Source organism: Paenibacillus sp. MER TA 81-3, from assembly GCF_023713585.1.
Taxonomy (GTDB): Bacteria; Bacillota; Bacilli; order Paenibacillales; family Paenibacillaceae; genus Paenibacillus_B; species Paenibacillus_B profundus.
In genome coordinates, this window is sequence record NZ_JAMAWB010000001.1 from 140053 (window position 1) to 154749 (window position 14697).

Below are 14697 nucleotides of genomic sequence, written 5' to 3' on the forward strand. Positions count from 1 at the left end.
GCAATGACCAAAATTGTATTTATGGGAACGCCGGCATTTGCCGTGCCATCCTTGGAAATGTTACTGCAAGAAGGCTATGAAGTAGATGCTGTCGTTACGCAGCCGGACCGTCCGGTTGGCCGCAAGCGGGTATTGACGCCGACTGCGGTCAAAGCGGCGGCGCTGCAGCACAACCTTACCGTATGGCAGCCGGAGAAGCTGCGTGTCTCCTCTACGATTGAAGATATTCGCTCGCTGCAGCCGGATCTTATCGTGACGGCGGCTTACGGGCAAATTTTACCGAAATCGGTGCTCGACATTCCACGCCTCGGCTGCATTAATGTCCATGGGTCGCTGCTGCCGAAATATCGCGGCGGCGCGCCGATTCAGCGTTCGATTATGAACGGGGAGCTGGTGACGGGTGTGACGATTATGTACATGGCGGAAGGGATGGATACGGGGGACATGATAAGCCGTGTTGAAGTTCCGATCACAGACGCCGATAACGCGGGGACGATGTTCGAGAAGCTGAGCGCAGCGGGCTCTGACCTGCTGCGCCGCACGTTGCCGGAATTGATTGCGGGACGCGCGGAAGCTGTACCGCAAAATAATGACGAAGCAACGTATGCCCCGAACTTAAAGCGCGAGGATGAGCAAATCGATTGGACGCGTCCGGCACAGGACCTCTTCAATCAAGTACGGGGACTCGTTCCGTTCTCCGGCGCGTTTACGATGTGGAACGGAGAAGTGTTCAAAGTGTGGGCGTGCGAAGCGCCTGCCGACGCGTCTTCGAACGCCGGCGGACGTGAGCCGGGAACCGTATTGACCGCGGATGCGCGTGGGATTGAAGTGCAGACGGGCGCAGGCACGCTGCGTCTGACCGAGGTACAGCCAGCGGGCAAGAAGGCGATGCCGGCTGCTGAATTCGTGCGCAGCGGGAAGCTGAGTCAAGGGACGGTGCTGAAGTGAGCGAGCGTGGGTCCCAACCAACCGGCAAGCGGCGCACGGCGCGTGACGTAGCGCTCGAGGTGCTCGTTCAGGTGGAGAAGGAGCATTCGTACAGCAATCTGAAGCTGAATGAAGCGCTGCAGGTGGCGAAGCTGGAACGTGTCGACGCGGCGCTTGCGACAGAGCTTGTGTACGGCACGATACAGCGGCTGAACACGATTGACGGCGTTCTCGAGCAGAAGGTGCAGCGCGGACTGGCGAAGCTGAAGCCGTGGATGCGCAATCTGCTGCGTATGAGCGTATACCAGCTTCGGTATTTGGACCGCGTGCCGCCTCATGCGGCGGTGAACGAAGCGGTCGCAATTGCGAAGCGGCGCGGCCAGCAGGCGATGGGCGGCTTCGTGAACGGCGTGCTGCGCGCCGTTATGCGCGAGCCAGAGCTGTGGAATGCTCCGGCTGCGGATGATGCGGTCAGCCGCATTGCATGGGAGCATTCGCACCCAGCGTGGCTCGTGGACCGCTGGATCGAAGCTTACGGCGAAGCGGAGACGGAAGCGATGTGCGCGGCCAATAACCGGCCGCCGCACGGCAGCGCACGTGTGAATCGGCTGCAGGCCGACCGGGAGGCGCTGCTCGCCGACATGCAGGCGAGCGGGTTGAACGTCAAGGCGTCCACGGTGACGCCGGACGGCATCGTCGCCGAAGGGGCGGGCAATCTTGCGCACAGCGTCTGGTACCGCGAGGGCCGCTTGTCCGTGCAGGACGAGAGCTCGATGCTCGTCGTCCAAGCGCTGCGGCCGGAAGCGGGGAAGCGTGTGCTTGACTGCTGCGCCGCCCCTGGCGGCAAGTCCACCCATATCGCCGAAGTGATGGGCGACACAGGGGAAGTCGTCGCGAACGACGTTCACGCCCATAAGGTGGCGCTTATCGCCGAGCAGGCCGCCCGCCTTGGGCTGAAGTCGCTGCGCACGATGAACGCCGATGCGGCGACGCTCAGCGAAGTGCTGCCGCAAAGCAGCTTCGATGCCGTTCTGCTCGACGCGCCGTGTACCGGCTTCGGCGTTATCCGCCGCAAGCCGGACATCAAATGGACGAAGCATCCGGAGGATGTATCGTCCATTGCGGCGCTGCAGGCCCGGCTGCTCGCCGAAGCTGCGCGGCTCGTGCGGCCGGGCGGCCGTCTCGTCTACTCCACGTGCACCGTGGAGCACGTGGAGAACGAAGCCGTCGTGCGCGCATTCCTCTCCGAGCAGGCGCACGACGGCTGGGAGCTTGACGAGACGTGGAAGGCCGCACTGCCTGCCGAAGCGCTCGCTGCGGCGCTCGAGCGCAGCCCTGCCGGGATGCTGCAGGTGCTGCCACAGGACGCTGGCTCCGACGGCTTCTTCATCGCCTGCTTGACGAAGCGCTAACGCGGCCGTCTAGCAGGCGTCGGAACGCGGAGTCCGGAGCGGAACAGTCTTGAGGCATTGCCACGAAGGCCTTCTTCCTGAGCAGGCTTATAGAGGTATTGCAAAAAGTGACCTTTTTGAACACGCACTTCAATTCAAATCCAAAGCCGCAATGTTCAAGAGAATACTCCTGAATATTGTGGCTTTTGTTGTGCGTGATCCGCTCTGGGACTGGCTTCCAAGCTATGGCTTTTAGCATGACTGCCATTTGTGGTAAAATAGATCGACTGCATGACGAGTTAAGAATTGAGAGGTTGGACAGACACATGAAACCATTTATATACGATTTAACTTTTGAACAGCTGCAGCAGTGGCTAAAGGAGCAGAACGAGCCTGCATTTCGCGCAGGACAAATATTTGATTGGCTCTATGTCAAGCGAATCAATGATTTTCACGAAATGACCAATCTGTCCAAATCGCTGCGGGATAAGCTGGAGGAGCATTATCAATTTGTGACTCTGAAAGAAATTACACACATGAAATCGCAGGATGGAACGTATAAATTTCTATTCGGCTTGCATGATGACCATGCTATCGAAACCGTAATTATGCAGCACAACTACGGGAACAGCATCTGCGTAACGACACAAGTCGGCTGCCGCGTCGGCTGCACGTTCTGCGCCTCCACGCTTGGCGGGCTGAAGCGGAACCTGACTGCCGGAGAGATTGTGGCCCAAGTGGTCGCCGCGCAGAAGATATTGGATGAAACGGATGAGCGCGTCAGCAGTATCGTTATCATGGGGACAGGGGAGCCTTTCGAGAATTACGATGCGACCATGGCATTCCTTCGCATTATGATTCATGAAAAAGGGCTCAATATCGGCCAGCGGCACATTACGGTGTCGACGAGCGGCATCGTGCCGAGCATTTACAAGTTCGCGGATGAAGACACCCAGATTAACTTGGCGATCTCCATCCATGCGCCGAATGATGCGCTCCGCTCCAAGCTGATGCCGGTGAATCGCCGCTTTCCGTTTGAGGAAGTGATGCAATCGCTCAAGTATTATCAGGATAAGACCGGCCGGCGCATTACGTTCGAGTATGCGCTCATCGGTGGCGTCAATGACAAAGTGGAACAAGCGGAGGAGTTGGCAGATGTGCTGAAGCGGATGGACATGCTGGCACACGTCAATCTCATTCCGGTAAACTATGTGCCGGAGCGGGATTATGTCCGCACCCCGCGCAATGATATTTTTAAGTTTCACCGTGCGCTGCAGGATCGGGGAATCAATGCTACGATTCGCCGTGAGCAAGGACATGATATTGCAGCAGCATGCGGTCAGTTGCGTGCGAAGCACATGGAGTCTAAGGCGAGGTGAGTTAGAATGAAAGCTGTGCATCGTTCCGATGTCGGACGTGTACGCGCAGTGAACGAGGACCGCGCATACGTTGCTGTGCTTGATAACGGCTACTACTTGGCCATTGTGGCCGACGGGATGGGCGGTCATCAAGCTGGTGATATAGCAAGCCGCTTGGCGGTGGAGACCGTAGTGTCTGAGCTCTCTGCGCTGCCGCAAGATTTGCAGGCCAACCAGTTGGAACGTGCGCTGGAAGCTGCTATTTTGCGCGCAAATCAAACAATATTTCATATTGCCTCACAGGATGAAAAGTATTATCACATGGGAACAACCATCGTTGCGGCCTTATTTGACCATTCGAAGTGCAATGGTTATATCGGACATATCGGCGATAGCCGGGCCTATTCTGTCGATCGCCAAGGCATCCTTCAATTGACAGAGGATCATACGCTCGTGAATGAGCTGGTGAAGAACGGTCAGATTGAACCGGAGGAAGCGATGCGGCATCCACGCCGGAATGTGCTCATCCGTGCGCTCGGAACAGACGCGCAGGTTGAGGTGGATATGAAGCCGATTACGCTCGGCAGCGGACAGTATCTCCTGCTGTGCAGCGACGGCTTGACCAATATGATGAATTCCGATCAAATATGGAGCGCCGTCATCGATCCTTCTCTTCCGCTCGAAGCGAAAGCAGACCGTTTGCTAGGGCAGTCACTCAATGCTGGCGGAGACGACAATATCACGATCGTTCTGTTGGAGCAGGCCGAGTCCGGCACCATGGAAGAGGGGTGGAACTCGTGATTGGAACTACATTAGCCGGGCGCTATGAAATTATTGCACGTGTCGGCGGAGGCGGAATGGCGCTTGTCTATAAAGCGCTCGACAATTTGCTTAACCGTTATGTTGCGGTTAAAGTGTTGCGTCAGCAATTCGTGCATGATGAGGAATTCATCCGCCGTTTTCGACGGGAAGCCCAATCCGCTGCTTCCTTATCCCATCCGAATGTGGTCAGCATTTATGATGTGGGACAAGAAGAGGATACGCATTTTATCGTCATGGAATATATCGAAGGTCATAACTTAAACGAAATTATTCAGGAACGGGCGCCGCTGCAGACGGAAGAGGCAGTGCGTATTTCCATTCAAATCTGCGATGCGCTGGAGCATGCCCACCAGAACCGAATCATTCACCGTGACATTAAACCCCATAACATTCTTATCGGGAAAAATGGCCGTGTAAAGGTAACGGATTTCGGAATCGCGCGCGCGGTCACTTCCTCGACGATTACACAAACAGGTTCCGTCGTAGGCTCGGTGCACTATTTTTCACCCGAACACGCCAAAGGAGTGTTGACCGGAGAAAAATCCGACTTATATTCTCTTGGCATCGTACTGTATCAAATGCTTACGGGCAAACTTCCGTTTTTAGGGGAAAGCCCGATTAGTGTCGCGCTCAAGCATTTGCAGGAACCGTTTGATGAGCCGCGGCTCGTCAACCCTCATATTCCGCAAAGCGTAGAGAACATTATTTTAAAGTCGATGCGCAAAAATCCAGCAGAGCGTTATCAGTCGGCTGCGGAAATGATGCGAGACTTGGAAACGTGTTTGTCTGCTGAACGGGCACACGAGCAGAAGCTGACATTTGTTTCGCGCGTACCCTTTGACGATGAACAGGAAACGAGAGTGATGCCTGCGATTCGCCCGATGGAGAAAAGCGCACCCAAGGAGTATGACACCTATGCCGCTTCTTCCAACTCTGGTGCGGCAGGTTCGCCGGCCCCTTCGCCTGCTGTGGCAGAAGCGAAGACGCGCAAGTCTTGGGTAAAGCCAGCCATTTGGGGTGGGGTGACACTGCTCTTTCTCGCAATTATGGTCGGTGTCGTATTTTATGTGAAGAGCCTGCTTGTCGTTAAAGATGTGAGCATGCCGAATCTCATTAATTTGACGGAGCAAGCGGCGAAAGACAAGTTGAAGGAATATAAACTCGAAGTGGAGGATCCTATCGTTTACGAGCATAAAGAAGGATTCGAAAAGGGGATCGTCTTTGACCAAAGCAAGTCGGAAGGCACTAGGGTCAAAGAAGGATCGACCATACGTCTGTATGTCAGTGAGGGGACACCCCTTGTCTCGCTGCAGGATTATGCGGGCAAGCCGTTCGAGACGGCGGTGCAGCAGTTGGTCGAGCTCGGGTTCGAGAGTACGCATATAACGAAGGATGAAGTATATCACGATGATGCTGAACCGGGTGTCGTCGTCGGAATGTCACCGCAGCCGAATTCTCAGGTCGATCCGAAGACAGCTTCGATTAAGTTTACCGTCAGCAAAGGAAAAGAATCGTTCGGTATGCCAAGTTTGGTTGGTTTGACGAAAGATGAGGCGGTAGCGAAGATTGAAGCGAACGAATTGAAGCTGGCGAAAGACGGCATTGTCGAAGAGCCGAGTTATGAGCCGCAAGGGCAAGTATTTATGCAAAAGCCATTCGAACCGAACGATCCCGTGTCTAAAGGGTCGGAAGTGAGAATTTATGTAAGCTCCGGTTTCCCTCCGGAAGCGCTGAATTATACTTTACCTCTCCCGGTAGCTCCGAAGGAAGAAGGAAAGAACAGTACGATACGAATTGTGTATACTGATGCGCGTGGAGAGAACATGGAATGGGGCACTGAGAAGATTAAATCCTCCCAAGTACTCAACGTAGAGCTTGTGCTAGCACCAAATAAAGATGGGGTCGTCCTTGTTTACCGTGACGGCACATTCCTTGATACGTATCCGATATCCTACATCGATGCGAAGCAGGGTAATGTACCGATACCTGAGATTGACGACCCCTTGGCCAGGCGAGTTGAAGGTGAGGGGGAAGGGCAAGAACAAGAACAAGGACAAGAATCCGTGGAAGGACAGACACAATCGTCAGAACCCGGACAATGAAGATGATGAAAATGAATAATCGGATTGGGGTAGATAAGACCTTGGAGGATATTGCATGCCAAAAGGCTTGATCGTAAAGGCGCTGAGCGGTTACTATTACATTCAACCGGAAGAAGGATCTATCGAACAGACGATCCAATGCCGTGCCCGAGGAATATTTAAGAAGAAAGGCGTGTCCCCACTCGTTGGGGACCGCGTTATCTTCACTATGACAGAGAACGGGGAAGGGACGGTAGACGAAATCGAACCGCGTGTAACGGAGTTGATTCGTCCACCGATCTCCAATGTGGGGCTTGCCGCACTCGTGTTCTCTGTGGTAGAGCCGGTCTTGAATCGCCAACTGCTGGATAAGTTTCTCGTACATATTGAACATGCCGGTTTAGATGCCGTTATCGTGCTGACGAAATGGGATATTATCGAGACGCTTCCGCCAGCGGAAGCTGCTGCGGTCGGCAAAGATATGGAGCATATCATAGAAGTGTATGCCCGTATCGGCTATGATGTCATACCGACAAGCGCCGCAGGCGGTTACGGCTATGAGCGGTTAGCGGACAAGCTAACTGAAGATATTAGCGTCTTCGCGGGTCAATCCGGCGTAGGGAAGTCTTCCTTATTGAATGCCATGATTCCGGGCATCCAGCTCGAAACGAATCAAATCAGCCAGCGTTTGGGGCGCGGAAAGCACACGACGCGTCATGTCGAACTGCTGCAGTTGCCCCACGGCGGTTATATCGCTGATACGCCGGGATTCAGCCAGCTTGATTTTCTCGAACTTGGCGTGGAGCAGTTGGGAACGTGCTTCCGTGAATTTCATTCCTATGCGGAAAACTGCAAATTCCGTGGCTGCACCCATATTCATGAGCCTAGCTGCCAGGTGAAGGAAGCGGTAGCGAATGGTCAGATTGACAAGACACGCTACGAGCATTACGTACTATTTTTTGAAGAAATGAAAGACAAAAAACGGAGGTACTAGCATGAAACAGATTGAGAACGTTCAGATCGCCCCCTCCATTTTATCAGCCGATTTTGCCAAGCTGGGTGAAGAAGTCCGCGATGTGGAGCAAGGCGGTGCTGATTGGATTCATGTTGATGCTATGGACGGCCGCTTCGTGCCGAATTTGACGCTCGGGCCCATCATTGTGGAAGCGATCCGCCCGCATACGAAGCTGCCGCTCGACGTTCATCTCATGATTGTGGAACCGGAAAAATACGTGCCTGCCTTCGCCAAGGCGGGTGCGGATTTCATTACGGTGCATGCGGAGGTATGCCCCCATTTGCATCGGGTTGTACACCAGATTAAAGAAAGCGGTGCCAAGGCGGGAGTTGCTCTAAATCCGGCAACGTCTTTGTCTTGCATCGAAGAAATTCTCGATGACGTGGATCTCATCCTGATTATGACGGTCAATCCTGGCTTTGGGGGACAGCGCTTCATCGAATCGATGACGGATAAAATCAGCCGCTTGCGTGAGCAACTAAACGCGCGGGGACGCCGCGATGTGTTTATTGAAGTGGACGGAGGCATTACGGCGGATACCGCTCCGCTTGCCGTGAAGGCGGGGGCTAACGTGCTCGTGGCTGGCAGTGCGGTATACGGCGCACATGATCGCGCTGCTGCGATTCAAGCGATACGACGAGCAGCTGCGGTAAAATAGAGATCCTCATTGAACGATAGGCAGGGCCGGACGGAAAAGGGGAGATGAACGATGTGGAGAACGAGACTGATGCTCGTGCTGTACAGTTTTGTGTGCGGATCATTGGTAGGCATGTATGCGTTTTTGAAGCTGCCGCTTAACTTGGTTTGCTCGTTAGGCGCTTTGTTTTTAGGTATTCGTTTCTTCAAACGCTATGAAACGAAAGGAATGCGTATCGGTTTTATCTTGCTGGCGATTTTGTTTTACTTCGTCTTTGTCTTTGTGATGTCCATGGCCATTTACATGCAGCAAATGCCTGCGCCTGCTGCATAAACTAAAGATGGAAACGGGCTTGTTCGCTTTGCATAGATGATACGGCTGCGGCATATGATGGTTACATGAGCACAGATCTCTCATGTAGCCTTTTTTATTTCACAAAAAAGGGCCGGCTATTGATTCCGGGCGGGGTAGGATGAGAACGACGAGGAGGGTGGAAGATGAAGTTTTATACATTTAAGCTGCCGAAATTTTTAGGAGGTTTCGTCAAGGCGATATTAAATACGTTTCAAAAAAACTGACACTCCCGGCGGCCATTCTGCTGAATCCGTAATCATCCATCCTAACGATATAGCACCCGAGCGGGAGCGGGACATAGCTTAGCAGAAGAAATGCTTATGACGGGTTCCGGTCGCGAGTAGAAACGGCCCGGCCGTCCTTGTTGAAAGGACGGACCGTTTCTGCAAGATGAATCAGCGCAAGCATCTTGTCATTTTCAGCGCCTGCTTCTGCAAGAAGCTTGCTGAAGTGATAAGACAACTCCTCATCAGAGCAGCAACTGTACTTTCTCCCACGATCAAAAAAGCACCTGATACCGTTCAGGTGCTCTTTCTATATAATCCATGGGATTAGACGCGAGTCACTTTACCTGCTTTCAATGCGCGCGTGCTCACGTAGACGCGTTTTGGTTTACCATCAACCAAAATGCGAACTTTTTGCACGTTTACACCCCAAGAGCGGCGGTTTTTGTTGTTCGCGTGCGATACGTGGTTACCTGAGCCACGTTTCTTCCCCGTTACAAAACATTTGCGAGCCATGCCTAACACCTCCTTATCCCAAAGCAACACTACTGCATACAATTAAATACTTAAATATGATATCATATTCTAAAATCCCCCGTCAACTGAATCAAAAACTTTGTTTATTTATGTTTTCTATTATAGTACAATATTGATTAGTCCATAATACTCAAAAAAAAGGAGTGGAACGAACCATGACCATCCAATTGGATACCGATTTCGGAAAAGTGAGTATTTCCGAAGAAGTCATAGCGGTCATCGCCGGATCTGCGGCAATGGAATGTTATGGACTTGTGGGCATGGCTTCGCGCAAGCAATTAAAGGACGGCATTGCCGAACTGCTTGGACGTGAAAATTTATCGCGTGGTGTCGAAGTACGCCAGGAACAGGATGCGCTACATATAGATTTATATATTATCCTTAGTTACGGGACGAAGATCTCCGAAGTGGCGCACAACATTCAAGTGAAGGTGAAATACGTACTGAATGAAGTAGTCGGTCTCACCGTGAACGAAGTGAACATCTTTGTGCAGGACGTGCGTGTATCAAGCTAGGAAGGGGAATATTCGTTGAACAAGCGTTCTTTAAATGGAACACAATTTTCCAATATCGTGCTGGGCGGTGCTGATTCGCTCCATCGCCATGCTGAATACGTCAATTCGTTGAATGTTTTTCCGGTACCGGATGGGGACACGGGAACGAACATGAACTTGACGATGACCGCTGGCATTACGGAAATGAAAGCAAAAATATCAACGTCTATCGCCAAAACGGCGGAGGTGTTGTCTAAAGGGCTGCTTATGGGTGCTCGGGGGAACTCGGGTGTTATTTTGTCCCAATTATTCCGCGGCTTCAGCCGAGGAGTAGCTGGCCATGACGAAGTGAATTCAGTCCAATTCGCGCATGCTATGCAGAGCGGCGTGGATACGGCATATAAGGCGGTCGTCAAGCCTGTCGAGGGCACGATTCTGACCGTCGCGAAAGAAACGGCCAAGCATGCGGTTCATATAGCCCGCCGGACGCCGGACCTGGTCGGTTTCATGCGTGAAGTGGTAGCTAAAGCGAATGAAACGCTAAGCAAGACACAAGATATGCTGCCCGTATTGAAGCAAGTCGGGGTGGTTGATTCGGGTGGACAAGGCTTAGTATACATTTACGAAGGCTTCTTAAGCGTGCTTGAATCGGAAGACGGCGTATTTGACGAGACGGCGGCTCCTGCTCCGGTAACCGTTCAGGTGAAGAAGCCGGCTGCGGTCGCGCCTGCGCATGAAGCTCCAATTTCTGCACAGGCCAAGCTGCATACGGAAGATATCGAGTTTTTATATGATATGGAATTTTTTATTGACCGTTCTCGCAACGGTTCCAACGCTAAGCCATTTAATGAAGATTTTTTCAGGAAAGCGCTTGCGAAAAATGGAGACTCCATTATCGTCATTCCGGATGACGACATTGTTAAAGTTCACGTCCATTCCCGCAAGCCGGGTGAAGTGCTGGACCTGGCGCTCGGATACGGGGAACTGATACAAATTTGTATATTAAATATGCGCGAGCAGCATCGGGAAATCATTCAAGGCGAGCACGGGGAAATGTCTGCTATGCCAGAGGTATTTGCTGACATTCCTGTGCCTGAAGTTTCCGTGGAGACGCTGCTTGTCGATCCACCGGCCGATGAGCTTGCGCCTTACGGTTTTATTGCTGTAGCGATGGGTCAAGGCATTGGTGATATTTTCAAAAGTCTGGGCGTGGACGTCGTCTTGTCAGGTGGACAGACGATGAATCCGAGTACGCAAGATTTCATCGATGCGATAGAGACGATTTCGGCACAGCATATTTATATTTTTCCGAACAATTCCAATATTGTGATGGCAGCGAAGCAAGCGGCCGAGATTGTGGAGCGTGATGTAACGGTCATTCCAAGCAAGACGATTCCGCAAGGCATAGCCGCGGCTTTTGCGTTCCAGGAAGATGAGGGCTTGGAAGTAAACACGACGGCAATGGAAGCTGCCATCAGCCATATTATCTCTGGACAAGTGACATATGCCGTTCGGGATACGACGCTTGACGGCTTGGACATTAAAGCTGGTCATTATATGGGCATTGCGAACGGCAAAATCATAACGACGACCGAATCCGTAAACGATACGCTGCAGCAACTGATGACGAAGATGCTGGCTGACGGAGGAGAAGTTGTTACATTGCTTACCGGGGAAGAAGCGCGTGAAGAAGATACGGAAGCATTGATCGCGTGGCTGAATGAGCAATACCCGGATGCCGAAGTGGAAGTGCATCAAGGGGGACAACCGATTTATTCCTATATTATTTCCGTCGAATAAGGACAATGTGAAGGGGGGATTTTCTGTATGGCCCATATCCGTATTGTAACGGACAGCACCGCGGATATTCCGCATGAGGTGCGAGCACGTTACGGAATTGAAATGGTTCCTCTCAAAGTGCATTTCGGTCATGAAATGTATAAGGATGCAGTAACTATCAATGCGGAAGAGTTCTATGAGAAGTTGGCGAAAGCGAAGCAATTGCCGACAACGTCCCAACCTTCGCCAGTTGAGTTCATGGATGTGTTCAAACGGTTGAATGACGAACAGCCGGACACTCAAATTATTTCGATTCACTTGTCAGCTGCCTTAAGTGGAACGTACCAGTCCGCTGTACTCGCCAAAAATATGATGGAGGAAGCAGCAGACATTACGATTGTTGATTCCAAATCTGCCTCCTACGGCTTCGGGCTCATTGCCGTCGAAGCGGCGCGCATGGCTGAAGCCGGTCATTCCAAAGAAGAAATATTGGCGATGATTGAACGTTATCAGCAGGAGCGCAAACTTTATTTTCTGGTGGATACGCTAGAATACTTGCAAAAGGGCGGACGCATCGGGAAAGCCGCCGCTCTGTTCGGTACACTGCTCAACATTAAACCGATACTATCTGTGGATAGTGAAGGCGAAGTATGCGCGTTGGACAAGGTGCGCGGCCATAGAAAGGCCTTGGGGCGCGTGCTGGAATTTCTGCGGCGCGACTTCGCGGGGAAGCCGGTGCACGCAGTCATCGGATATACGAGCGATAAATCAGCAACAGACGAATTGAAGGAAGCGGTTCGGACTGCGTTCGACTTACGTTCCTTAGAGTATGCGATCATTGGATCCGTCATCGGGACGCATGTAGGAACCGGCGTCGGCGCTGTCTTCATGTGGCCTGCAGATGAAGGGCACGCTTGAGGAAAGTGAACGGAATGTCATCATGATTCATCTTCAACAATGTCCGGTAACGATGATTAAAGGCGTGAGCGCTTCGAAAGAACAAGAGCTTCACGCCTTTGGCATCTTTACTGTTGCTGATTTGCTCGATTATTTCCCGTTTCGGTATGAAGATTTTCGTCTTCGCCATTTGAGCGAAGTGAAGGATGGAGACAAGGTTACCGTTGAAGGACGTATTATGAGCGTCCCTGTCCTGCAGCGATTTGGCCGCAAATCACGCCTGACGTGCAAGGTGATGATCGATGAATGGCTTGTCACTGCAACTTGGTTCAACCGTCATTATTTGCGTGAGGAGCTTACGCAAGGACGTGATATCGTATTAACCGGCAAGTGGGACGGGCGCCGCATGCAGCTTACCGTATCGGCATCGGAATTCCCGGACCGTGGCGGCGGGCGCAAGGATACGCTGCAGCCGGTGTATTCTGTGGGCGGCAAGATTACACAGACATGGATGCGCAAGACGATTGCACAGGCATTGCAGCAGTTCGGGGAGGCGGTTCCGGAGCTGCTGCCGGCCGAACTCATGCGGCGCTATCGGTTAATGCCGCGTAAGCAGGCCGTACGGGCGATGCATGTGCCGCACGATGTCGAGGAGGGCAAGCAGGCCCGCAGACGAATGGTATACGAGGAACTGCTCTTATTCCAATTGAAGCTGCACGCCTTTCGGGCGGTAACACGCGAGCGCGCTGACGGTGTGCCGCACGAAGTCGACAATGCGACCGTCCGGCAGTTTGTGCGCAGTTTGCCGTTTGAACTGACCGAAGGCCAGAAGCAGGCGGTTACTGATATATTGCATGATATGCGCTCGCCATCTTGCATGAATCGCTTGCTGCAGGGCGATGTAGGCTCCGGCAAGACGGTCGTGGCGGCCGTCGCTCTGTACGCCGCGGTTCGGGCGGGATACCAAGGTGCGCTGATGGTACCGACCGAAATCTTGGCAGAGCAGCATCTTCGTTCGCTGAAGAAGCTGTTCGAGCCGCATGACATCGAAGTAGGACTGCTCACGGGCAGCCTGACCGAACGCAAGCGGCGGGATGTGCTTGGCGCGCTGCAGATGGGGATGACTAACATCCTTGTCGGCACCCAAGCGCTGATTCAGGACGACGTGCATTATCGCAAGCTCGGACTCGTCGTTACCGACGAGCAGCATCGCTTCGGCGTGAATCAGCGCAGCGTTTTGCGGCGCAAAGGACTGAATCCCGATGTGCTGACGATGACAGCTACGCCGATTCCGAGGACGCTCGCGATTACGGCGTTCGGCGATATGGATGTGTCCTCCATTCGTGAGCGGCCGGCTGGGCGGAAAGCGATTAAGACGTATTGGGTAAAGCACGATATGCTCGATCGGGTGCTTGGCTTCATACGTCGTGAAGTATCCGCAGGCCGCCAGGCTTATATCATCTGTCCGCTCATCGAAGAGTCGGACAAGCTGGACGTGCAAAATGCGATCGATGTGCATGTGCAGATGCAGCAAGCTCTTCCCGACCTTCGCGTCGGCCTGCTTCACGGACGCATGTCCACGGCAGAGAAGGATGAAGCGATGCGTTCGTTCAGCTCCGCCGAGACGCATGTGCTCGTATCGACGACCGTCATCGAGGTTGGCGTCGATGTGCCGAACTCTACGCTCATGATCGTCATGGACGCAGAGCGCTTCGGTCTGTCGCAGCTGCATCAGCTGCGCGGGCGCGTCGGACGCGGCGGCCATCAATCGTATTGTATTCTGATTGCCGATCCAAAATCGGAAGTGGGGCAAGAGCGGATGCGAATCATGACGGAGACCGACGACGGCTTTGAGCTGTCGCAGCGCGATTTGGAACTGCGTGGACCGGGTGATTTCTTCGGTACGAAGCAGAGCGGACTGCCTGAATTTAAGCTGGCGGACATGACGAATGATTTCGCTGTGCTGGAGCAAGCGCGAGATGATGCGGCGGCGTTTATCCGCTCGGAATCGTTCTGGACTTCGCCTGAGTATGGGCCGCTGCGTGATGTGCTGCAGCAAGAGCAGCTGTTTCAGGGAGAACTTCTGGATTAATCCCGTTTCCGGCAAATCTAAAAACGGGCGGATAGTAGACAAGCGGGCGGGCATATATTGGAACTAATGCAGCTTGTGTCCCAAGGACA

General features: G+C 52.9%; 15 protein-coding genes. 13 read left to right on the forward strand and 2 right to left on the reverse strand.

Features of this window, described 5'->3' with window-relative positions; genetic code table 11:
- Positions 1–3 precede the first annotated feature (3 nt).
- The 9 genes from fmt (at position 4) to spoVM (ending at position 8809) form a co-directional block, all read left to right on the forward strand.
- The gene (gene fmt / locus M3650_RS00665; RefSeq protein ID WP_251571575.1) at positions 4–948 is read left to right on the forward strand and encodes a methionyl-tRNA formyltransferase; all 945 of its coding nucleotides are present in this window, start codon (positions 4–6) and stop codon (positions 946–948) included.
- A complete protein-coding gene (gene rsmB / locus M3650_RS00670; RefSeq protein ID WP_251571577.1) occupies positions 945–2339 on the forward strand; it encodes a 16S rRNA (cytosine(967)-C(5))-methyltransferase RsmB in 1395 nt (464 codons plus the stop codon). The genes fmt and rsmB overlap by 4 nt, the downstream gene beginning before the upstream one ends.
- Positions 2340–2644: 305 nt before the next feature.
- Positions 2645–3697, forward strand: a complete 1053-nt coding sequence (gene rlmN / locus M3650_RS00675; RefSeq protein ID WP_019424869.1) for a dual-specificity RNA methyltransferase RlmN — start codon at positions 2645–2647, stop codon at positions 3695–3697.
- Between the two features lie 6 nt (positions 3698–3703).
- Entirely contained in the window at positions 3704–4477 is a 774-nt protein-coding gene (locus tag M3650_RS00680; protein ID WP_251571579.1) for a Stp1/IreP family PP2C-type Ser/Thr phosphatase, read from the forward strand.
- Entirely contained in the window at positions 4474–6600 is a 2127-nt protein-coding gene (gene pknB, locus M3650_RS00685) for a Stk1 family PASTA domain-containing Ser/Thr kinase (RefSeq protein ID WP_251571581.1), read from the forward strand. Before M3650_RS00680 ends, pknB begins: the two co-directional genes overlap by 4 nt.
- Positions 6601–6655: 55 nt before the next feature.
- Entirely contained in the window at positions 6656–7573 is a 918-nt protein-coding gene (gene rsgA / locus M3650_RS00690) for a ribosome small subunit-dependent GTPase A (RefSeq protein WP_019424872.1), read from the forward strand.
- A gap of 1 nt (position 7574) precedes the next feature.
- The gene (gene rpe / locus M3650_RS00695) at positions 7575–8252 is read left to right on the forward strand and encodes a ribulose-phosphate 3-epimerase (protein WP_019424873.1); all 678 of its coding nucleotides are present in this window, start codon (positions 7575–7577) and stop codon (positions 8250–8252) included.
- A 51-nt stretch (positions 8253–8303) separates the two neighbouring features.
- On the forward strand, positions 8304–8564 hold the full coding sequence (locus M3650_RS00700; protein WP_019424874.1) for a hypothetical protein: 261 nt from the start codon (positions 8304–8306) through the stop codon (positions 8562–8564).
- A 164-nt stretch (positions 8565–8728) separates the two neighbouring features.
- The gene (spoVM, locus tag M3650_RS00705; RefSeq protein ID WP_019424875.1) at positions 8729–8809 is read left to right on the forward strand and encodes a stage V sporulation protein SpoVM; all 81 of its coding nucleotides are present in this window, start codon (positions 8729–8731) and stop codon (positions 8807–8809) included.
- A gap of 94 nt (positions 8810–8903) precedes the next feature.
- Here the strand turns inward: spoVM and M3650_RS00710 are convergent, their stop codons facing one another.
- Together M3650_RS00710 and rpmB are read right to left on the reverse strand one after the other, a co-directional pair.
- Complete coding sequence (locus M3650_RS00710; protein WP_019424876.1) at positions 8904–9047, reverse strand: hypothetical protein; 144 nt, start codon at positions 9045–9047, stop codon at positions 8904–8906.
- 89 nt (positions 9048–9136) lie between these two features.
- Entirely contained in the window at positions 9137–9325 is a 189-nt protein-coding gene (gene rpmB / locus M3650_RS00715) for a 50S ribosomal protein L28 (protein ID WP_019424877.1), read from the reverse strand.
- A gap of 176 nt (positions 9326–9501) precedes the next feature.
- Here rpmB and M3650_RS00720 point away from each other — a divergent pair, with 176 nt between their 5' ends.
- From M3650_RS00720 to recG, 4 genes are read left to right on the forward strand one after another with little or no spacing between them, the layout of a single operon-like run.
- Complete coding sequence (locus M3650_RS00720; protein WP_019424878.1) at positions 9502–9861, forward strand: Asp23/Gls24 family envelope stress response protein; 360 nt, start codon at positions 9502–9504, stop codon at positions 9859–9861.
- Positions 9862–9876: 15 nt separating this feature from the next.
- Positions 9877–11640, forward strand: coding sequence for a DAK2 domain-containing protein (locus tag M3650_RS00725; RefSeq protein ID WP_251571583.1), 1764 nt, complete (start codon positions 9877–9879; stop codon positions 11638–11640).
- A 27-nt stretch (positions 11641–11667) separates the two neighbouring features.
- Positions 11668–12537 carry a DegV family protein gene (locus M3650_RS00730; protein WP_019424880.1) on the forward strand — a complete coding sequence of 290 codons (870 nt, stop codon included), beginning with the start codon at positions 11668–11670 and terminating at the stop codon, positions 12535–12537.
- 22 nt (positions 12538–12559) lie between these two features.
- A complete protein-coding gene (recG, locus tag M3650_RS00735; RefSeq protein ID WP_285848241.1) occupies positions 12560–14608 on the forward strand; it encodes an ATP-dependent DNA helicase RecG in 2049 nt (682 codons plus the stop codon).
- The last annotated feature ends 89 nt before the right edge of the window (positions 14609–14697 follow it).

Bases quoted from the DNA above. Each gene is read 5' to 3' on its own strand.
- fmt (WP_251571575.1), top strand. From the start codon at position 4: ATGACCAAAATTGTATTTATGGGAACGCCGGCATTTGCCGTGCCATCC.
- rlmN (WP_019424869.1), top strand. From the start codon at position 2,645: ATGAAACCATTTATATACGATTTAACTTTTGAACAGCTGCAGCAGTGG.
- M3650_RS00680 (WP_251571579.1), top strand. From the start codon at position 3,704: ATGAAAGCTGTGCATCGTTCCGATGTCGGACGTGTACGCGCAGTGAAC.
- rsgA (WP_019424872.1), top strand. From the start codon at position 6,656: ATGCCAAAAGGCTTGATCGTAAAGGCGCTGAGCGGTTACTATTACATT.
- rpe (WP_019424873.1), top strand. From the start codon at position 7,575: ATGAAACAGATTGAGAACGTTCAGATCGCCCCCTCCATTTTATCAGCC.
- M3650_RS00700 (WP_019424874.1), top strand. From the start codon at position 8,304: ATGTGGAGAACGAGACTGATGCTCGTGCTGTACAGTTTTGTGTGCGGA.
- spoVM (WP_019424875.1), top strand. From the start codon at position 8,729: ATGAAGTTTTATACATTTAAGCTGCCGAAATTTTTAGGAGGTTTCGTC.
- rpmB (WP_019424877.1), bottom strand. From the start codon at position 9,325: ATGGCTCGCAAATGTTTTGTAACGGGGAAGAAACGTGGCTCAGGTAAC.
- M3650_RS00720 (WP_019424878.1), top strand. From the start codon at position 9,502: ATGACCATCCAATTGGATACCGATTTCGGAAAAGTGAGTATTTCCGAA.
- M3650_RS00730 (WP_019424880.1), top strand. From the start codon at position 11,668: ATGGCCCATATCCGTATTGTAACGGACAGCACCGCGGATATTCCGCAT.
- recG (WP_285848241.1), top strand. From the start codon at position 12,560: ATGATTCATCTTCAACAATGTCCGGTAACGATGATTAAAGGCGTGAGC.